General features: G+C 67.3%; 19 protein-coding genes and 1 pseudogene. 11 read left to right on the forward strand and 9 right to left on the reverse strand.

Annotated features, from left to right (window positions below; genetic code table 11):
• Positions 1-53: 53 nt before the first annotated feature.
• Entirely contained in the window at positions 54-320 is a 267-nt protein-coding gene (locus EET03_RS10050; RefSeq protein WP_075513014.1) for a hypothetical protein, read from the reverse strand.
• Positions 321-496: 176 nt separating this feature from the next.
• Between EET03_RS10050 and EET03_RS10055 the strand changes: the two genes are divergently transcribed.
• Entirely contained in the window at positions 497-1,159 is a 663-nt protein-coding gene (locus EET03_RS10055; protein ID WP_075543225.1) for an SRPBCC family protein, read from the forward strand.
• An 83-nt stretch (positions 1,160-1,242) separates the two neighbouring features.
• On the opposite strand, the gene EET03_RS10060 is transcribed toward EET03_RS10055, so the two are convergent.
• Complete coding sequence (locus tag EET03_RS10060; protein WP_099194366.1) at positions 1,243-1,674, reverse strand: Hsp20/alpha crystallin family protein; 432 nt, start codon at positions 1,672-1,674, stop codon at positions 1,243-1,245.
• A gap of 228 nt (positions 1,675-1,902) precedes the next feature.
• Between EET03_RS10060 and EET03_RS10065 the strand changes: the two genes are divergently transcribed.
• The 3 genes from EET03_RS10065 to EET03_RS10075 all read left to right on the forward strand — a co-directional run bounded on the left by EET03_RS10065 (position 1,903) and on the right by EET03_RS10075 (position 4,405).
• The gene (locus tag EET03_RS10065) at positions 1,903-2,334 is read left to right on the forward strand and encodes a CBS domain-containing protein (protein ID WP_075543227.1); all 432 of its coding nucleotides are present in this window, start codon (positions 1,903-1,905) and stop codon (positions 2,332-2,334) included.
• A gap of 48 nt (positions 2,335-2,382) precedes the next feature.
• Positions 2,383-3,546, forward strand: coding sequence for a site-2 protease family protein (locus tag EET03_RS10070; protein ID WP_075543228.1), 1,164 nt, complete (start codon positions 2,383-2,385; stop codon positions 3,544-3,546).
• A gap of 64 nt (positions 3,547-3,610) precedes the next feature.
• On the forward strand, positions 3,611-4,405 hold the full coding sequence (locus EET03_RS10075) for a universal stress protein (RefSeq protein WP_075543229.1): 795 nt from the start codon (positions 3,611-3,613) through the stop codon (positions 4,403-4,405).
• A 64-nt stretch (positions 4,406-4,469) separates the two neighbouring features.
• Here EET03_RS10075 and EET03_RS10080 read toward each other — a convergent pair whose 3' ends face one another.
• The 5 genes from EET03_RS10080 to EET03_RS32680 all read right to left on the reverse strand — a co-directional run bounded on the left by EET03_RS10080 (position 4,470) and on the right by EET03_RS32680 (position 7,550).
• Positions 4,470-5,045, reverse strand: a complete 576-nt coding sequence (locus EET03_RS10080; protein WP_099194101.1) for a hypothetical protein — start codon at positions 5,043-5,045, stop codon at positions 4,470-4,472.
• Positions 5,046-5,108: 63 nt separating this feature from the next.
• A complete protein-coding gene (locus EET03_RS10085) occupies positions 5,109-6,002 on the reverse strand; it encodes a universal stress protein (protein WP_099194102.1) in 894 nt (297 codons plus the stop codon).
• Between the two features lie 111 nt (positions 6,003-6,113).
• Positions 6,114-6,947 (reverse strand): class I SAM-dependent methyltransferase, encoded by an 834-nt coding sequence (locus EET03_RS10090; protein WP_075543231.1) that lies wholly within the window; start codon positions 6,945-6,947, stop codon positions 6,114-6,116.
• Positions 6,947-7,237 carry a cupin domain-containing protein gene (locus EET03_RS32675; protein ID WP_321182594.1) on the reverse strand — a complete coding sequence of 97 codons (291 nt, stop codon included), beginning with the start codon at positions 7,235-7,237 and terminating at the stop codon, positions 6,947-6,949. Before EET03_RS32675 ends, EET03_RS10090 begins: the two co-directional genes overlap by 1 nt.
• Before the next feature lies 1 nt (position 7,238).
• Positions 7,239-7,550, reverse strand: coding sequence for a DUF2249 domain-containing protein (locus EET03_RS32680; protein WP_321182595.1), 312 nt, complete (start codon positions 7,548-7,550; stop codon positions 7,239-7,241).
• Between the two features lie 54 nt (positions 7,551-7,604).
• Between EET03_RS32680 and fdxA the strand changes: the two genes are divergently transcribed.
• From fdxA to EET03_RS10120, 5 genes are read left to right on the forward strand one after another with little or no spacing between them, the layout of a single operon-like run.
• A complete protein-coding gene (gene fdxA, locus EET03_RS10100; RefSeq protein ID WP_023372863.1) occupies positions 7,605-7,961 on the forward strand; it encodes a ferredoxin in 357 nt (118 codons plus the stop codon).
• Positions 7,954-8,619: a helix-turn-helix transcriptional regulator gene (locus EET03_RS10105; protein WP_075543232.1), complete on the forward strand. Its 666-nt coding sequence runs from the start codon at positions 7,954-7,956 to the stop codon at positions 8,617-8,619. The genes fdxA and EET03_RS10105 overlap by 8 nt, the downstream gene beginning before the upstream one ends.
• Positions 8,616-9,041 carry a hypothetical protein gene (locus tag EET03_RS10110; protein WP_075543233.1) on the forward strand — a complete coding sequence of 142 codons (426 nt, stop codon included), beginning with the start codon at positions 8,616-8,618 and terminating at the stop codon, positions 9,039-9,041. Before EET03_RS10105 ends, EET03_RS10110 begins: the two co-directional genes overlap by 4 nt.
• A gap of 12 nt (positions 9,042-9,053) precedes the next feature.
• The gene (locus EET03_RS10115) at positions 9,054-9,398 is read left to right on the forward strand and encodes a cupin domain-containing protein (RefSeq protein WP_122508755.1); all 345 of its coding nucleotides are present in this window, start codon (positions 9,054-9,056) and stop codon (positions 9,396-9,398) included.
• Positions 9,399-9,405: 7 nt separating this feature from the next.
• The gene (locus EET03_RS10120; protein ID WP_075543235.1) at positions 9,406-10,353 is read left to right on the forward strand and encodes an NAD(P)H-dependent flavin oxidoreductase; all 948 of its coding nucleotides are present in this window, start codon (positions 9,406-9,408) and stop codon (positions 10,351-10,353) included.
• On the opposite strand, the pseudogene EET03_RS10125 reads toward EET03_RS10120, so the two are convergent.
• Together EET03_RS10125 and EET03_RS10130 are read right to left on the reverse strand one after the other, a co-directional pair.
• Positions 10,298-10,726 (reverse strand): annotated as a pseudogene (locus EET03_RS10125) (helix-turn-helix domain-containing protein); the annotation flags it as partial. The gene EET03_RS10120 and the pseudogene EET03_RS10125 overlap by 56 nt on opposite strands.
• 82 nt (positions 10,727-10,808) lie before the next feature.
• Entirely contained in the window at positions 10,809-11,312 is a 504-nt protein-coding gene (locus EET03_RS10130; RefSeq protein WP_075543237.1) for a DUF1990 family protein, read from the reverse strand.
• A 54-nt stretch (positions 11,313-11,366) separates the two neighbouring features.
• Between EET03_RS10130 and EET03_RS10135 the strand changes: the two genes are divergently transcribed.
• A complete protein-coding gene (locus EET03_RS10135) occupies positions 11,367-12,251 on the forward strand; it encodes an aldo/keto reductase (protein ID WP_075543238.1) in 885 nt (294 codons plus the stop codon).
• Between the two features lie 163 nt (positions 12,252-12,414).
• Positions 12,415-13,782: PE family protein (locus EET03_RS10140; RefSeq protein WP_122508756.1), on the forward strand; the 1,368-nt coding region annotated here is incomplete at its 3' end.

Below are 13,782 nucleotides of genomic sequence, written 5' to 3' on the forward strand. Positions count from 1 at the left end.
AGACTTCCCAAGCTGGCCGGATTATCGCCAGTCGCTCCGGCGAAACGGTGAGCTCAGTGAATCGGGACCGGCGACTCGTCCGCCATGTCGGACAACTCACGAGGCACGATGCCCACGTACCTCATGATGCGGTCCAGAACGATGTTAGACAGATCGCCGTCATCGGCAACCCGGCCGAGGCCGCGCCGTCGCAGGAAAGTGTCCAGGCGCCGATCGGGTGACCAGCCGGCGTAGATGGTGTCTACGTAGCGTGAGCGCAGGAATTCCCAGGCGAGACCATCGACGTCGGAATCGGTCAATAATGGTGGGTCGCCACGCATAGCCGTCCTAATCCTTGCTGAGCCACAACCGCAGCCAAGTTACGTGGACCAGGTCATCATTTCGTCACACTCATGTTGCGGAATAGGGTCTAAAGTCACCTGTCCGGTATGTCAGCTTGTGCGGCGAGGACCATAGACCCTGGTGAACTGCCCGTGGCGGGTCGCAGACTGGCGCTATGGCCAAGACGATGAAACGGATTGCCGGGGCCGGGGCCTCGCTGGCAGTGCTGTACGCCGCGCGGCGGTATTACCGCAACTGGGGTACCACCAAGCAGGAAGCCCGGATGCTGCTGCCCGGCGACACCTTGGTCAGCGACCCGGCCACCCAAACGACCGAAGCGTTGAACATCGACGCCCCGGCAGCTGCCGTGTGGCCGTGGTTGGTGCAAATGGGTCAGGACCGTGGTGGCTTCTACGGTGGTGAAAGACTGAAAAACCTAGCCGGGCTTCGCCACAACGACGCCGATCGAGTCCACCCGGAATGGCAGCAGCTCGCGGTGGGCGATGTGGTGCGGCTGGCTCCCGAAGGCTGGATGGGCCTGCCCGACGGGGTGACGTTGCGTGTCGCCGAAATCGTGCCCGACAAATACCTCGTGCTCAATGCGACGCGACCGGACCTGCGCTGGAATGCGGTGTGGTCTTTCCACCTGCAGCCGCACGGGGAGGATCGCGTCCGGCTCCTCACCCGCGCCCGGATTGCGCTGCGCCGCCCCGGCGAAGTGTTTGTCCTGGAACTGGCCAGGCCGTTGATCTCGCTGGGCGCCCGAGGATTGCTGCTCGGTATCAAGCACCGGGTTGAGCGGCTGCCGCTGCCGCAACCCACCGCGCCCGGTTGCTGAGATCGGCTGCGGATACCCGGTGTGACATCGCCAAAGCGCTGTTACGGGCCCGGGCACAGGATGCCCGGGCCCGTAACGTTTGGCTAATTGGTGGCTACCTGGATGTGCTTTTCAGGCTTGGTGGGCTCTGAAACCCGCACGGAGACAGTCAAGATGCCCTTGTCGTAAGTGGCCGTGATGTCGTCCTCGTCGGCACCCTCCGGTAGTGAGACGGTGCGAACGAACGAGCCGTAGGAGAACTCCGACCGGCCATCGAATTCCTTTTTCTCCGTGCGTTCGGCTTTGATGGTGAGCTGCCCGTTGCGGACCGTGATATCCACATCCTTGGCCGGGTCGATGCCAGGCATCTCGGCGCGCACTTGGTAGCGACCTTCGGTCATCTCATCTTCCAGGCGCATCAGCCGGGTATCGAACATCGGGCGAAGCCCGGCGAACGAGGGGAACGCCGTAAACAGATCCGAGAATTCGGGGAACAACGAATGTTGTTCTCGCTTTACAGGAAGAGTGGTCATTATCTTCTCCTTTGTGCCATAGTCCCGATACGGTGACGCAGTCCATCCGACCATGCGAGCCGGTGGCCCGGTAGGGCCCGAAGTCCCCACTCGACGCGTCGACGGGCAACGAGATTTTCCCGTCGTCGCACGAGGCCATTGATCCGCGACCAGAAGGTCAAACGACCCTAGTGTCCGCCGCGGCGTCGCCTTACGTTCGGTAGTAGGTGAATCGAACTAGAGGAGGATGCGATGACCACCGCGCGCGACATCATGAACGCTGGCGTGACATGCATCGGTGAGCATGAGACGTTAAGTGCTGCTGCCCAACACATGCGTGAGCACGACATCGGCGCGCTGCCAATCTGTGGAGACGACGACCGGCTCCATGGAATGCTCACCGATCGCGACATCGTGATCAAAGGCATTGCGACGGGGCTGGATCCGAACACTACTACCGCTGGGCAGCTGGTGCACGATCACATTTACTACGTCGACGTGAACGCAAGCATCTCGGAGATGCTCAACGTCATGGAAGAGCATCAGGTCCGCCGTCTTCCGGTCGTAGAAGAGCACCGCCTGGTGGGCATCGTCTCCGAAGCGGACATCGCCCGGCACCTCCCCGAGCACTCCATCGCGCAGTTCGTCAAGGCGATCTGCGCGCCGATGGCCATCACCAGCTAGCGACGTCGGCGGCCCGGGCCTGGTCCGCCAGTTTCGGAGGTTATCGACGTGCACGACGAGATCCCGCTGGGACGGATCGCCGGGTTTTCGGTGAAGGTCCACTGGAGCGTGCTGGTCATTCTGTGGTTGTTCACCTGGAGTCTGGCCACCACATTGCCCGGTGCGGTCAAAGGTTATGCGCCCGTGGCCTATTGGCTCGCCGGCGCGGGTGGGGCGGCAGTCCTGCTGGCGTCGCTGCTGGCCCATGAACTCGCGCACGCCATCGTCGCTCGCCGCTGCGGGGTACCCGTCGAGAACGTGACCCTGTGGCTGTTCGGCGGGGTGACCACGCTGGGCGGTGAAGCCAGGACACCCAAGGCCGCGTTCCGGATCGCGTTCGCCGGCCCGGCCACCAGCCTGGCGCTGTCCGCGACATTCGGCTCGCTGGCCGTCGCGCTCGCCGTCATCCGGACCCCGCCGATCGTGGTCAGCGTCGCCTGGTGGCTGGCGGGGGTCAATCTGCTGCTGGGCCTGTTCAATCTGCTGCCGGGCGCGCCGCTGGACGGCGGCCGGCTGGTCCGGGCCTATCTCTGGCGCCGTCACGGCGACATCGTGCGCGCCGGAATCGGGGCGGCGCGGGCCGGACGCGTGGTCGCGCTCGTCTTGATCGCGTTGGGACTGGCCGAGTTTGTGGCCGGCGGCCTGGTCGGCGGCGTCTGGTTGGCCTTCATCGGCTGGTTCATCTTCGCTGCCGCTCGGGAGGAGGAAACCCGGATTTCGACCCGGCAGCTCTTCGCCGGCGTCACGGTCGCGGACGCGATGACCCCCCAGCCGCATACCGCCCCCGGATGGATCACCGTCGAGGAATTCATCCAGCGTTATGTGCTCGGCGACCGCCACTCGGCCTACCCGGTTGCCGAGCAGGACGGATCGATCATGGGTTTGGTCACGCTGAGGCAGCTGCGCGAGCTGCCACCCGCCCGACGCGGCACCACCAGTGTGCGTGACATTGCGGTACCACTGCAGGAGGTGCCGACCGCGGCACCCCGGGCGCCGCTGAGCGCGCTGCTCGAGCAGATGGCGCCGGCCGGCCCCCGTAGCCGTGCCCTCGTCGTCGACGCCGGCGCGGTGGTCGGCATCGTCACGGCCAGCGACATCGCGCGGCTTGTCGACGTCTACCGGCTCGCCCAGCCCCAGCCGGCGCCGGCCACCCCCCAGTGGGACCAGAAGTGACGAGAAGTAGTGCCGCGCAGGATTATTCGACAAGGCGCCGGGATAAAGACAGAGGAGAGCGGACATGAAACCGGTCGTTGTCGGGGTCGATGGTTCGCCCGCGGCGATCACGGCCGCACTATGGGGTGCCGACGAGGCCCTCAGCGCAGCCGTACCGCTACGCCTGATCTCGGTCATCAAGACCACTCATCCCTCCCCGGAAGACTACGAACGTGACCTGCGGCATGCCGAAACGTCGTTGCGGGCAGCGCAAGTCGCGGTAGCGGCCACCGGGAAACAGGTCAAGGTAGAGACCGACACCCCGCGCGGGCCGGCCGGCGCGGTTCTCGTCGAGGCCTCCCGCGATGCCGAACTGGTCTGTGTCGGATCCACCGGGATGCGGCGCTACGCTCGCTCGATTCTGGGTTCGACGGCAACCGAGCTCGCCGAAAAAGCGCACTGCCCGGTCGCGGTGATCCGCTCGGATGCGGATCAGCCGCCGTCGGGTATCAACTGGATTGTGGTGCGCATGACCGACGCGCCCGACAACGACGCAGTCGTCGAGCATGCGGCCCGGGAAGCGATGCTGCGGCAAGCGCCCATACTCGCGCTTGGTGGGCGGCCGGAGGAACTCACCGAAACCCCGGACGGCGACTTCGAACGCCGGGTGCACGATTGGCACCAGCGCCATCCCGACGTGCGGGTCTACCCGGTCACCACCAAAGCGGGCATCGCTCGCTTCCTGGCCGAGCACCGCGAGCGGGTACTGCTCGCCGTGATCGGAGCGGCCGAGGCTGATCAGCTGGCGCGGCTGGTTGGCCCGTCGGGACATCCCGTTTTCCGGCACCCGGAATGCTCGGTGCTGGTGGTCCGCGACTGAGCCCGCGGCCGATCTGGCCGCCCCGCGCACGTCCCGCTGCGCGGGAGTCCGCGGGGCAGGGGAATTACGGCGTGCTGTTGTGGGTGAGGATGCCGGAGAGTTGGCTGCCGATGTTCCCGACGCCGGAGAGGAATGCCTGCGTCATCAGGTCCAAGACGCTGGTGTTGTAGAAGCCGGACAGCGAGTTGCCCAGGTTCGCCCAACCCGATTCCAGGGTGCCGAAGTTTTTTTTGCAGGCCCGAAAGCCCCGCGCCGCCGCCGTTGAACCAACCCGAATTCTGGGTGAAGGCGTTTCCGATGTCCGATACGGCCCCGATGCGCCGCCGCCGCCGGAGTTGAAGAAGCCCGATGAGGGTGCGCTGGTGGTGTTGAAGAACCCCGAGCTTTGCTGCCAACTGAAGCCGTTGGTGAAGGGGCCTATCCTGCCGGAACCGGAGATGTCGACGGGTAGCGAGATGACCGTGTCGATCTGGGTTTCGGGCATGAGCACGTCAGAACCGACCGTGATGGGACCGACGTGTTGGGTGCTTACCGGAATTGTGATCGAGATGGGCAGTACACACCCGACGAAGGGGATGTAGAGCAGGCAGATCGTGTATTCCAGCTTGATGTGTATCGGGAATTCGGCGATGGTGAACATGTCCTGGGTAATGGCGCTGATTGAGGCTTTCTCATCCCGCCGGCGTGAATTGACCAACCGAATCTAATCCGGTGATTCGCGTGCCACGATCACCGGTACCTGTGCCAGCTGCGCGACCGCTTCACCGACGGAGCCCACCGACATTCCGGCGAACCCGCCGCGGCCCCGGCTGCCGACCACCACCAGCTGGGCTTGTCCGGACTTGTCGACGAGCTGGCGCGCCGGCTGATCCTGCACGACGATACGGGTTACCACCACATCCGGGTACTGCTCCTGCCAACCCGCCAAGCGCTCGGCCAGCACTTGTTCGGCCATCGATTGTGTTGCCGGCCAATCGATTCCGGGCCAATCCGAGACATCGATGTCGCTCCATGCATGCAGGCCCACCAACCCCACACGCCGGCGTGCGGCCTCGTCGAATGCGAACGCGGTAGCCAGTTCGGAGGCCGACGAGCCGTCGATGCCCACCAGCACCGGCGCTTGACCGCGGTGTGCCGCCGACGGGTCGTCGTCGTGGACGATCACGACCGGACAGTGCGCGTAGCGCAACACGGCGGAGCTGACCGAGCCGAGCAGCCGGCCGGGCCATCGTCGGCTGCCCAGACCACCCGTGACCACCATTTCCGCGTCTTTGGACAGGTCGACCAACGCGGGAACGGCAGCCGACCCCAGGATTTCGGTGTGGACGCCGGCGGGACCTCCACCCTGAGTGGCTTCGTCGACGACTTTGAGCGCCTCGTCGACCAGTCGGCGTCCACGATCCTGTTGCCATCGCGCCAGACCCGCCGGCATCGGCATCTTCAGCCGGGTCGACACTTCGGGTGACACGGCGTGCACCAGTGTCAGTGGAATATTTCGCAGCTCGGCATCGTGGGCCGCCCATTGCACCGCCAGCCGGGCGGACGGTGACTCGTCGATGCCGACGACAATTCCCAGAGGTGCGTTGCGCGATGACATGACTCGTCCTTCGTGTGCCGGTTCGCCGCTATGGACGCTATCTACGGCGGCCCGGCCGGGTCAGAGCCGTTTGTCACCAGCACGAAGGCATAAGTCCCGCGATCGGCGGGATCAGATACCCGATACCGCCGGTTTGGAGGCGACGATGGCCACCGCGGCCAACCGCTCTCGATGCTTGCGGAATGTGTTGCGCATCAACAGCACTCGCTTGCGCGCGGCCGGCTGGGTGAGCACGTTCTTGGCAAAGCGCAGCGCGCCGAACAGGCCTTCGTCGGCGATCAGCCGGCGCGGCTGCAACAGTGCCATCGGGGCGGTTGCGACGTGCTCCACAACCAGGCCGTGTCCGGCCAGCAGCTGGGACCATTCCGCAATGGTGAGCGGACGCGCGTTGACCTTGATCGCCCGTGCCAGCGACTGCCGGACCTCGGTGCTGACGTCGTCGGGCACGTCGTCGGGCGTCAGGGCAAGCTCGTGAATGGCGTAGCGGCCCCGCGGGCGCAGCACCCGCACCGCCTCGGCGACGATCGCGTGCTTGGCCGCATCCCCCTGCATGGTCAACATCGCCTCGCCGATCACCACATCGACGCTGGCGTCGGGTAATCCGGTATCGGAGGCGTCGGTGACCCGCACGTCGCCCCGGTTTCCGTGATCTTGTAGCACCCCGCGAACCAGGTTGGCGGCATCGGGGTCGCCTTCGGCGCCGACGTACGACCGCGGGTGCCGGACCAGTATTTCGGCGGCGGTACGGCCCAGGCCCGGAGCCAGCTCGAGCACGTCGGCGTCGCTGACGTCGGCGCGGGCCAGCAGGGTGCGGGTCAGCTCCACGCCACCGGGCCGTAGCACCCGTTTGCCCAGCCGGGCCAGCAGCCAGTGCCCCTGCAGATGATCCTCGTCGCGATTCGACTGGGGCAGTGGCCGCTCGCATCCGTCTGGTTCGTCCGCCATCAGCTGCCCTGGGGCACAGCGGGTTCCAAGGCCAGCGCCTGGCGCCGCTGATGCACGGTGAGATATTGCAAGCCCTCTGGGCCGGCAGTGAACTGCCGGCGCGAGCGTCGTGGCAGCCACAGCAGCGCGCCCGGATGCAGGTTGATGATGCCCTCCTCGGTGCTCAGCTGGCCGCTGCCAGACAAGACATGGACCAAGACGTCGAGATCGGGTCCAGTATGCATGCCGATTCCGCCGTCGGGCGGCAGCGCGACGAGGTTGGAGTCCAGATCACGCTCCCGGCCTTCCAATTTATGCTGCTCCGGTCACGTCGGTCTGGTCGGCACAGTCGTCGGTGTCGTTGGTGTCGGCCAGGATCCGGGGCAGTGGCGTGGCGGTCAGCTTGCTGATCCGGATGCGCCACACTTCGGGACCTTCTTCGAGGTATTCCCAGCCGTAGCTGCCGGGGTGTTCGGTGTCGAACTCGGCGCGCAGATGCTTGGGGTCGTGGTTGTTGACCAGAACGAACGACCCGCCGGTGGGCAGTGCTGCGTAGCTGGCGAAAATTATCGGATGCTTGTCCGGTTTACGTAGTTGTCTAACGTCAAGTTCGTTGTCGGCCATAGGCTCTCCCCTTATCGATAGTTTTTACAACTAGAATTGTGTAAACTCTAGCCCATGACCTACGTGATCGGAAAGCCATGCATCGACGTGATGGACCGTGCCTGTGTGGAGGAATGCCCGGTCGATTGCATCTACGAGGGGGGCCGGGCGCTCTACATCCACCCGGACGAATGTGTGGACTGCGGCGCATGTGAGCCCGTGTGCCCGGTGGAGGCCATTTACTACGAGGACGACCTGCCGGCCGAGCTGGAACCCTACCGGGCCGACAATGCGGCGTTCTTCACCGAAACCCTGCCTGGCCGGGACGAACCGCTGGGTTCGCCGGGCGGGGCTGCCAAGATTGGGCCGCTAGGGGTTGATACTCCCCTGGTGGCCGCGGAGCCCAGAGCCGACGATTCCGGAGGTGAGTGATATCGGCAGATCAGTCCAGGAGCCGACGGGACGCCGTCGCGCGGTGCTGCGGGTATTGCGGGTATCACGCGTCCCGCTGAGCATCGTCGCCATTGCCGACGCGCTGGAAGTACATCCCAACACCGTCCGATTCCACCTCGACGCCCTGGTCGCCGACGCCCAGGTGCAGCGCGTCGAGTCCGGCCCGCGCGGTCCGGGACGGCCGCCGCAGATGTTCTCCGCGGTCCGGCAGATGGATCGCGGCGGTATCCGGCATTACCGGCTCCTCGCCGAGATCCTGTCCAACGGGCTTGCCGCCGAGCCTGATTCACGTACCAAGGCGCTCGCGGCCGGACGCGCCTGGGGGCAGCGGCTGCAGGCGCCGCCGACGGGCAGCAGCGCCGAGAAGTCGATCGACCACCTGGTCGGGGTGCTTGACCAGCTGGGGTTCGCCCCGGAACGTCGGGTATCCGACGGGCAGCAACAGCTGGGCCTGCGCCACTGCCCGTTTCTGGAAGTCGCCGAAAGCCGATCCGCCATCGTCTGTCCGGTCCACCTCGGGCTCATGCAAGGAGCTCTGGAATCATGGGCGGCGCCAGTCGGCGTCGAGCGGCTCGACGCGTTCGCCGAGCCGGACCTGTGTCTGGCCCACCTCTCGCTGAAAGGAGCGGCTAGTTGAGCACCGGCCCGGCGATCGAGGTTGCCATCACCTTCGTGTGGCTCGGCATGGTGCTGGCCATCTCGTTTCTGGAAGCCCCGCTGAAGTTCCGGGCGCCGAATGTCACGCTGCAGATCGGGCTCGGCATCGGCCGCCTGGTCTTTCGCGCGCTCAACACCGTCGAGGTCGGATTCGCGCTCGTCCTGCTGGCACTGGTGGTGGCCGGCCCGACGCCGGTGGGCATCAGTGTCGCCCTCGGAGTCGCGCTGGCCGCGCTGGCCCTGCAACTGATCACGGTCCGTCCGCTCCTGACCCGCCGTTCCGACCGGGTGCTGGCCGGGCAGGAGGGGCCTCGCTCCCGGGCCCACTACGTATACGTCGGTTTTGAGGTGGTCAAGGTGGTCGCCCTGGTGGTGGCGGGGATACTGCTACTGAACGGCTGAAAGGACTCATCGATGGAATCGATTTCGCTGAACGAGCTGGCCGCCGAAAAGCTGGCCGAGGCGAAACAGTGCCACAGTGGACGGGCTGCGCACACCATCCACGGCGGGCACACCCATGAACTGCGGCAGACCGTGCTGGCCCTGATTGCCGACCACGACCTGTCCGAACACGACAGCCCGGGGGAGGCGACGCTTCAGGTGCTGCAGGGACACGTGCGCCTTACCACCGCCGACGATGCCTGGGACGGCAAAACCGGCGATTACGTGGCGATTCCGCGCACTCGGCACGCCCTGCACGCGGTCGAGGATTCGGTGGTCATGCTGACCGTGCTGAAAGACCAGCCCGGCGCACACTAAGCTAAGCGTGCTCTCCACGCCCTGGTCCCGGGGCTTCGGCCTGCGGGTGCCCATGGTCAACGCGCCCATGGGCGGGGTGGCCGGCGGTCGATTGGCCGCCGCGGTCACCGCTGCCGGCGGTCTGGGCATGATCGGCATGGGTAGCACGGCGACCAGGGCGTCGCTGGCCGAACAGCTGCGGCAGGTGACCGGCAGTTTCGGGATCGGCCTGGTCCACTGGGTCATGCTTGCTGAGGTCGGCCTGCTCGAGGACGCGCTGGCCGCGCGGCCGGCGCTGTTGTCGGTCAGCTTCGGTACCGACTGGTCCTGGGTGGGCAAGGCGCACGACGCCGGAATCGTCACGGCCACGCAGGTTTACGACGGCGCCGGGGCCCGTCGCGCGGTTGACGCCGGGGTGGACATCGTGGTCGCGCGCGGGGCCGAGGGGGGCGGCCACGGCGAGATGCGGCTGGGCACGCTGCCGTTGCTGGACGCCGTTCTGGAAGCCGTGTCGGTGCCGGTGCTGGCCGGCGGTGGCATCGCCTCGCCCCGGAGCTTGGCCGCGGTGCTGGCCGCCGGTGCCAGCGGGGCCTGGGTGGGCACCCGGCTGGCGGCGTGCCCCGAGGCGCTGACCGGTGAGGGCGGCCGTCGGGCCCTGATCGCGGCACGCGAAACCGACACCCGGGTCAGCCGGGTCTTCGACGTCGCCGCCGGCTTGCCCTGGCCGGAGCGGTACCCCTCACGGGTGTTGGCAAACGACTTCGTCGCGCAGTGGACGGGGCGGGAGGATGAGCTGGCCGCTGACCCGGATGCCCGGGCGCGGGTGGCCGCCGCGGTCGCTGCCGAAGATCCACAGGTGCTCCCGGTCGATGCGGGGCAGGGCGTCGGCATGATCCGCGACGACGCGCCGGTGGGCGAGGTTATCGCACAGATGTGCTCGGGCGCGGAAGGTTTGCTCGCTCGCTGGGGGTCATAGGCGCGCCGCGTCTGATCACGACGCAACACCTTTGCGGCCCGGGGTCCAGCCGGGCGTCGGGGCCGTGCGGCGCCAGGGCGTCGGACACCCCAGTGATCAGCGCGTGGTTCATGGCGCAGGCCAGCTCCGTCTGCTCCTGGGCCAGCGCATGGAACGGGCAGTTCGCCAGCTCGACTTCGCCATCGGTGCGGCGGGGCTCGTAGCCGTGCCGGCGCAGCACCCGCAACGCCACCTCGAGTGCCGCCGCGGCGTCCGCGGGCTTGGCGACGCCGTTGCCGATCGTCTGGCCGTAGTCGTGGGCGACCTGGTTGAGCACCTCGGCGGCGGGCTCGCCGGTGGTGGCTGACCGGGCGATGGCCGCTGCGAGACTTCGGTTTGCTGGCCGGTGCCCTGGCCTTGGCGCGGCTGGCCGAGGGCGCGCACCGGGGCAGCATCGGGCGCCGTTGACCGACCTGTCACACCCCGCGCAGGTAGCGCTTGGCGATGATGCGCTGGGTCACCGAAACGACCGGCCCGCCGAGCTTGCTCCACCAGGTCGCGGGCCGGGAGAACGCCGACACCTCCGCGTAGACCGCGGAGGTGTTCGCGTCGTAGCGCACGGCGAACCGTTCCTCCCCGGACTCCGGGTGGCCCGGCAGCGTGCCGTAGGCGAATCCGCGGGTGTCGGCTTCGTCGATGACGTACACGACGCGGCAGGGCGCGCGCAGCAGACCCATCATCTTGACCACCACGATCGCCGGAACCACTGCGACGTCGGAACTCGCCGCAACGCCCAGGCCGGCTCCGCGCTGCATGCCCCAGCGCATGACGGCATCGGCGGCCTGCTCGAAACGCGCACGGCCAGAACCGATCTGGGCCGACATGCTGAGGTGATCGTAGCCCGGCGGGAGCTGCGGGGCCGCGGTCGCGCCCACTTCGGGGTAGGTCAGCTGAAGGTCGGCGAGCGCATCCAGGTCCACACACCCAGCTTGCCACGACGGATTGCGGTGCCGGGTTGGCGGCGTACGGTCGGAATGGTGACCGCACAAACCTCGAAACCTTTGGCAGCAGCATCCGGAACATTCACCCTCGGCGATGACTTGACGGTCAACCGGCTCGGGTTCGGGGCTATGCGCCTGACCGGTGAGGGCGTCTGGGGGCCACCTGCCGACCGCGACGAATGCGTCCGGGTGTTGCGGCGGGCCGTCGAATTGGGCGTGAACTTCATCGACACCGCCGATTCCTACGGCCCCTACGTGTCCGAGGAGATCATCCGCGAGGCGCTGCATCCCTACTCCGGGCTGGTGATCGCCACCAAGGCGGGGTTGCTGCGGACAGGGCCCGGGGTGTGGATTCCGTTGGGTAACCCGAGCTATCTGCGCCAGGAGTGCGAGATGAGCCTGCGGCGCCTGGGCGTCGACACCATCGACCTGTTCCAGCTGCATCGCATCGACCGCCACGTTCCCCTGGAAGATCAAGTCGGCGAACTGCTCGCGCTGAAGAACGAAGGCAAGATCCGCCATATCGGGCTGTCCGAGGTCGATGTCGATCAGTTGAAGGCGGCTCAGCAGATCACCGAGATCGTGTCGGTGCAGAACATGTACAACCTGGCCTCGCGGGGCGCCGAACCGCTCGTGGATTTCGCCACCCAGCAAGGCGTCGGCTTCATTCCATGGTTTCCGCTGGCGTCGGGTCCGCTGGCCGCCCCCGACGGCCCGCTGCGGCAGATCGCGGCCGAGCATCATGCGACACCGTCGCAGCTGGCGCTGGCCTGGCTGCTGAAACGCTCACCGGTGATGTTGCCGATTCCGGGCACCTCGAGCGTGGCGCATCTGGAGGAGAACGTCGCCGCGGCCGAGATCGGACTGAGCGACGACGCATTCGAGCTGCTGGCGGCCATCGGCGAGCAGAACGCCTGACTCGGGCTATCCGCGGCATTCGGCGGTAAGCAGGCGAAATCGACACCGAAATCGACGACCGAATTCTGTTCAATCTATCGGAACGTTTAAGAAATCGAGTCGAGGTCACGACTTTCGGCGTAGCATCCGCAAGCCAAACTGTGCCGAATCAGCGGAGGCTCGGATGTCGTATGTCTCGTATGTCATAGCAACACCGGAAGCTGTTGCCGCGGCGGCAACGGACCTGCGAGGTATCAGCGCGGCGCTGCGAGCGGCCAACGCGGCAGCGGCCGGCCCGACGACGGCGTTGCTGGCCGCGGCGGCCGATGAGGTGTCGGCGGCCATTGCGGCGTTGTTCTCAGGGCACGCTGAGGCTTATCAGGCCGCCAGTGCCGAGGCGGCTGGCGTTCATGCCCGGTTGGTGCAGGCCTTGAGTGCCGCGGCTGGTGGGTATGCCAACGCTGAGGCTGCCAACGCATCTCCGTTGCAGAGCCTGCAGCAGGGTGTTCTGGGCGCCATCAATACGCCGACCCAAGCGCTGCTGGGCCGGCCGCTAATCGGTGACGGCGCCAATGGCGGGCCTGGTCAGGCAGGCGGCCCGGGAGGCTTGTTGTACGGCAACGGCGGCAATGGCGGGAACGGTCTGCCGGGACAGGCCGGCGGCAACGGGGGCAGTGCGGGGCTGATCGGCAACGGTGGTGCCGGCGGAAAGGGTGGCGCCGGAGCGGGTGGCGGCAACGGCGGCACGGGCGGGTGGTTGGTCGGGAACGGCGGCGCTGGCGGGATGGGCGGCGCCGCGGCGCCAAACATCAACGGCGGCACCCCCGGCCAGGGCGGCATGGGCGGCAACGCCACCCTGTTCGGCGACGGCGGCGCCGGCGGGCAGGGCGGCACCGGCCGCACCGGGGCTAACGGCGTCAACCCGGCTATCAACGGCATAGCCGGGCAAGGCACCGACGGCAGCCCGGACTTACTGTTTAATGCCAGCGGCGATGCGACCGGTGGGAGCGGCCAATCGGGCGCGGATGGCGCGTTTGCCGCCGTCGGTGGCACGGGCGGGAGTGGCGGACTCGCGTTCGTTCTTGGAGGCACTGGAAACGCTATGGGCGGCAACGGTGGCACCGGGGGTGTCGGTGGAATCGGCGGCGCCGGCGGCTTGGGGGGGAATGCCATCGCCACCTCCGGTGCCGCAGTGGGGGGAGACGGCGGCAACGGGACCATTGGCATTGCCGCCGGCGGCGCCGGCGGCGCCGGCGGCGATGGCGGATTGGGTAGAAGCTTCGCTGACGGAGCCGCCAGCGGCGGTAGCGGCGGCTTGGCCGGTGGCGGCGGCACCGGCGCCGCGGGCGGTACCGGTGGCACCGGTGGTGCTGGTGGTAACGGCGGGCACGGTGGGTTGCTGATCGGCAACGGCGGGGTTGGCGGCAGCGGAGGCATGGGGGGCACCGGCGGTGCTGGCGCGCCGGGCGGTTCGGGCGGCAGCGGCGGTGACGGCGGAGCGGCCGACGCCGGCACAAATCGCAATGCCTTCGGCGGTTCCGGCGGTGGGGGC

The sequence above is a fragment of the Mycobacterium innocens genome (genome assembly GCF_900566055.1).
In the GTDB taxonomy this organism is placed as follows: domain Bacteria; phylum Actinomycetota; class Actinomycetes; order Mycobacteriales; family Mycobacteriaceae; genus Mycobacterium; species Mycobacterium innocens.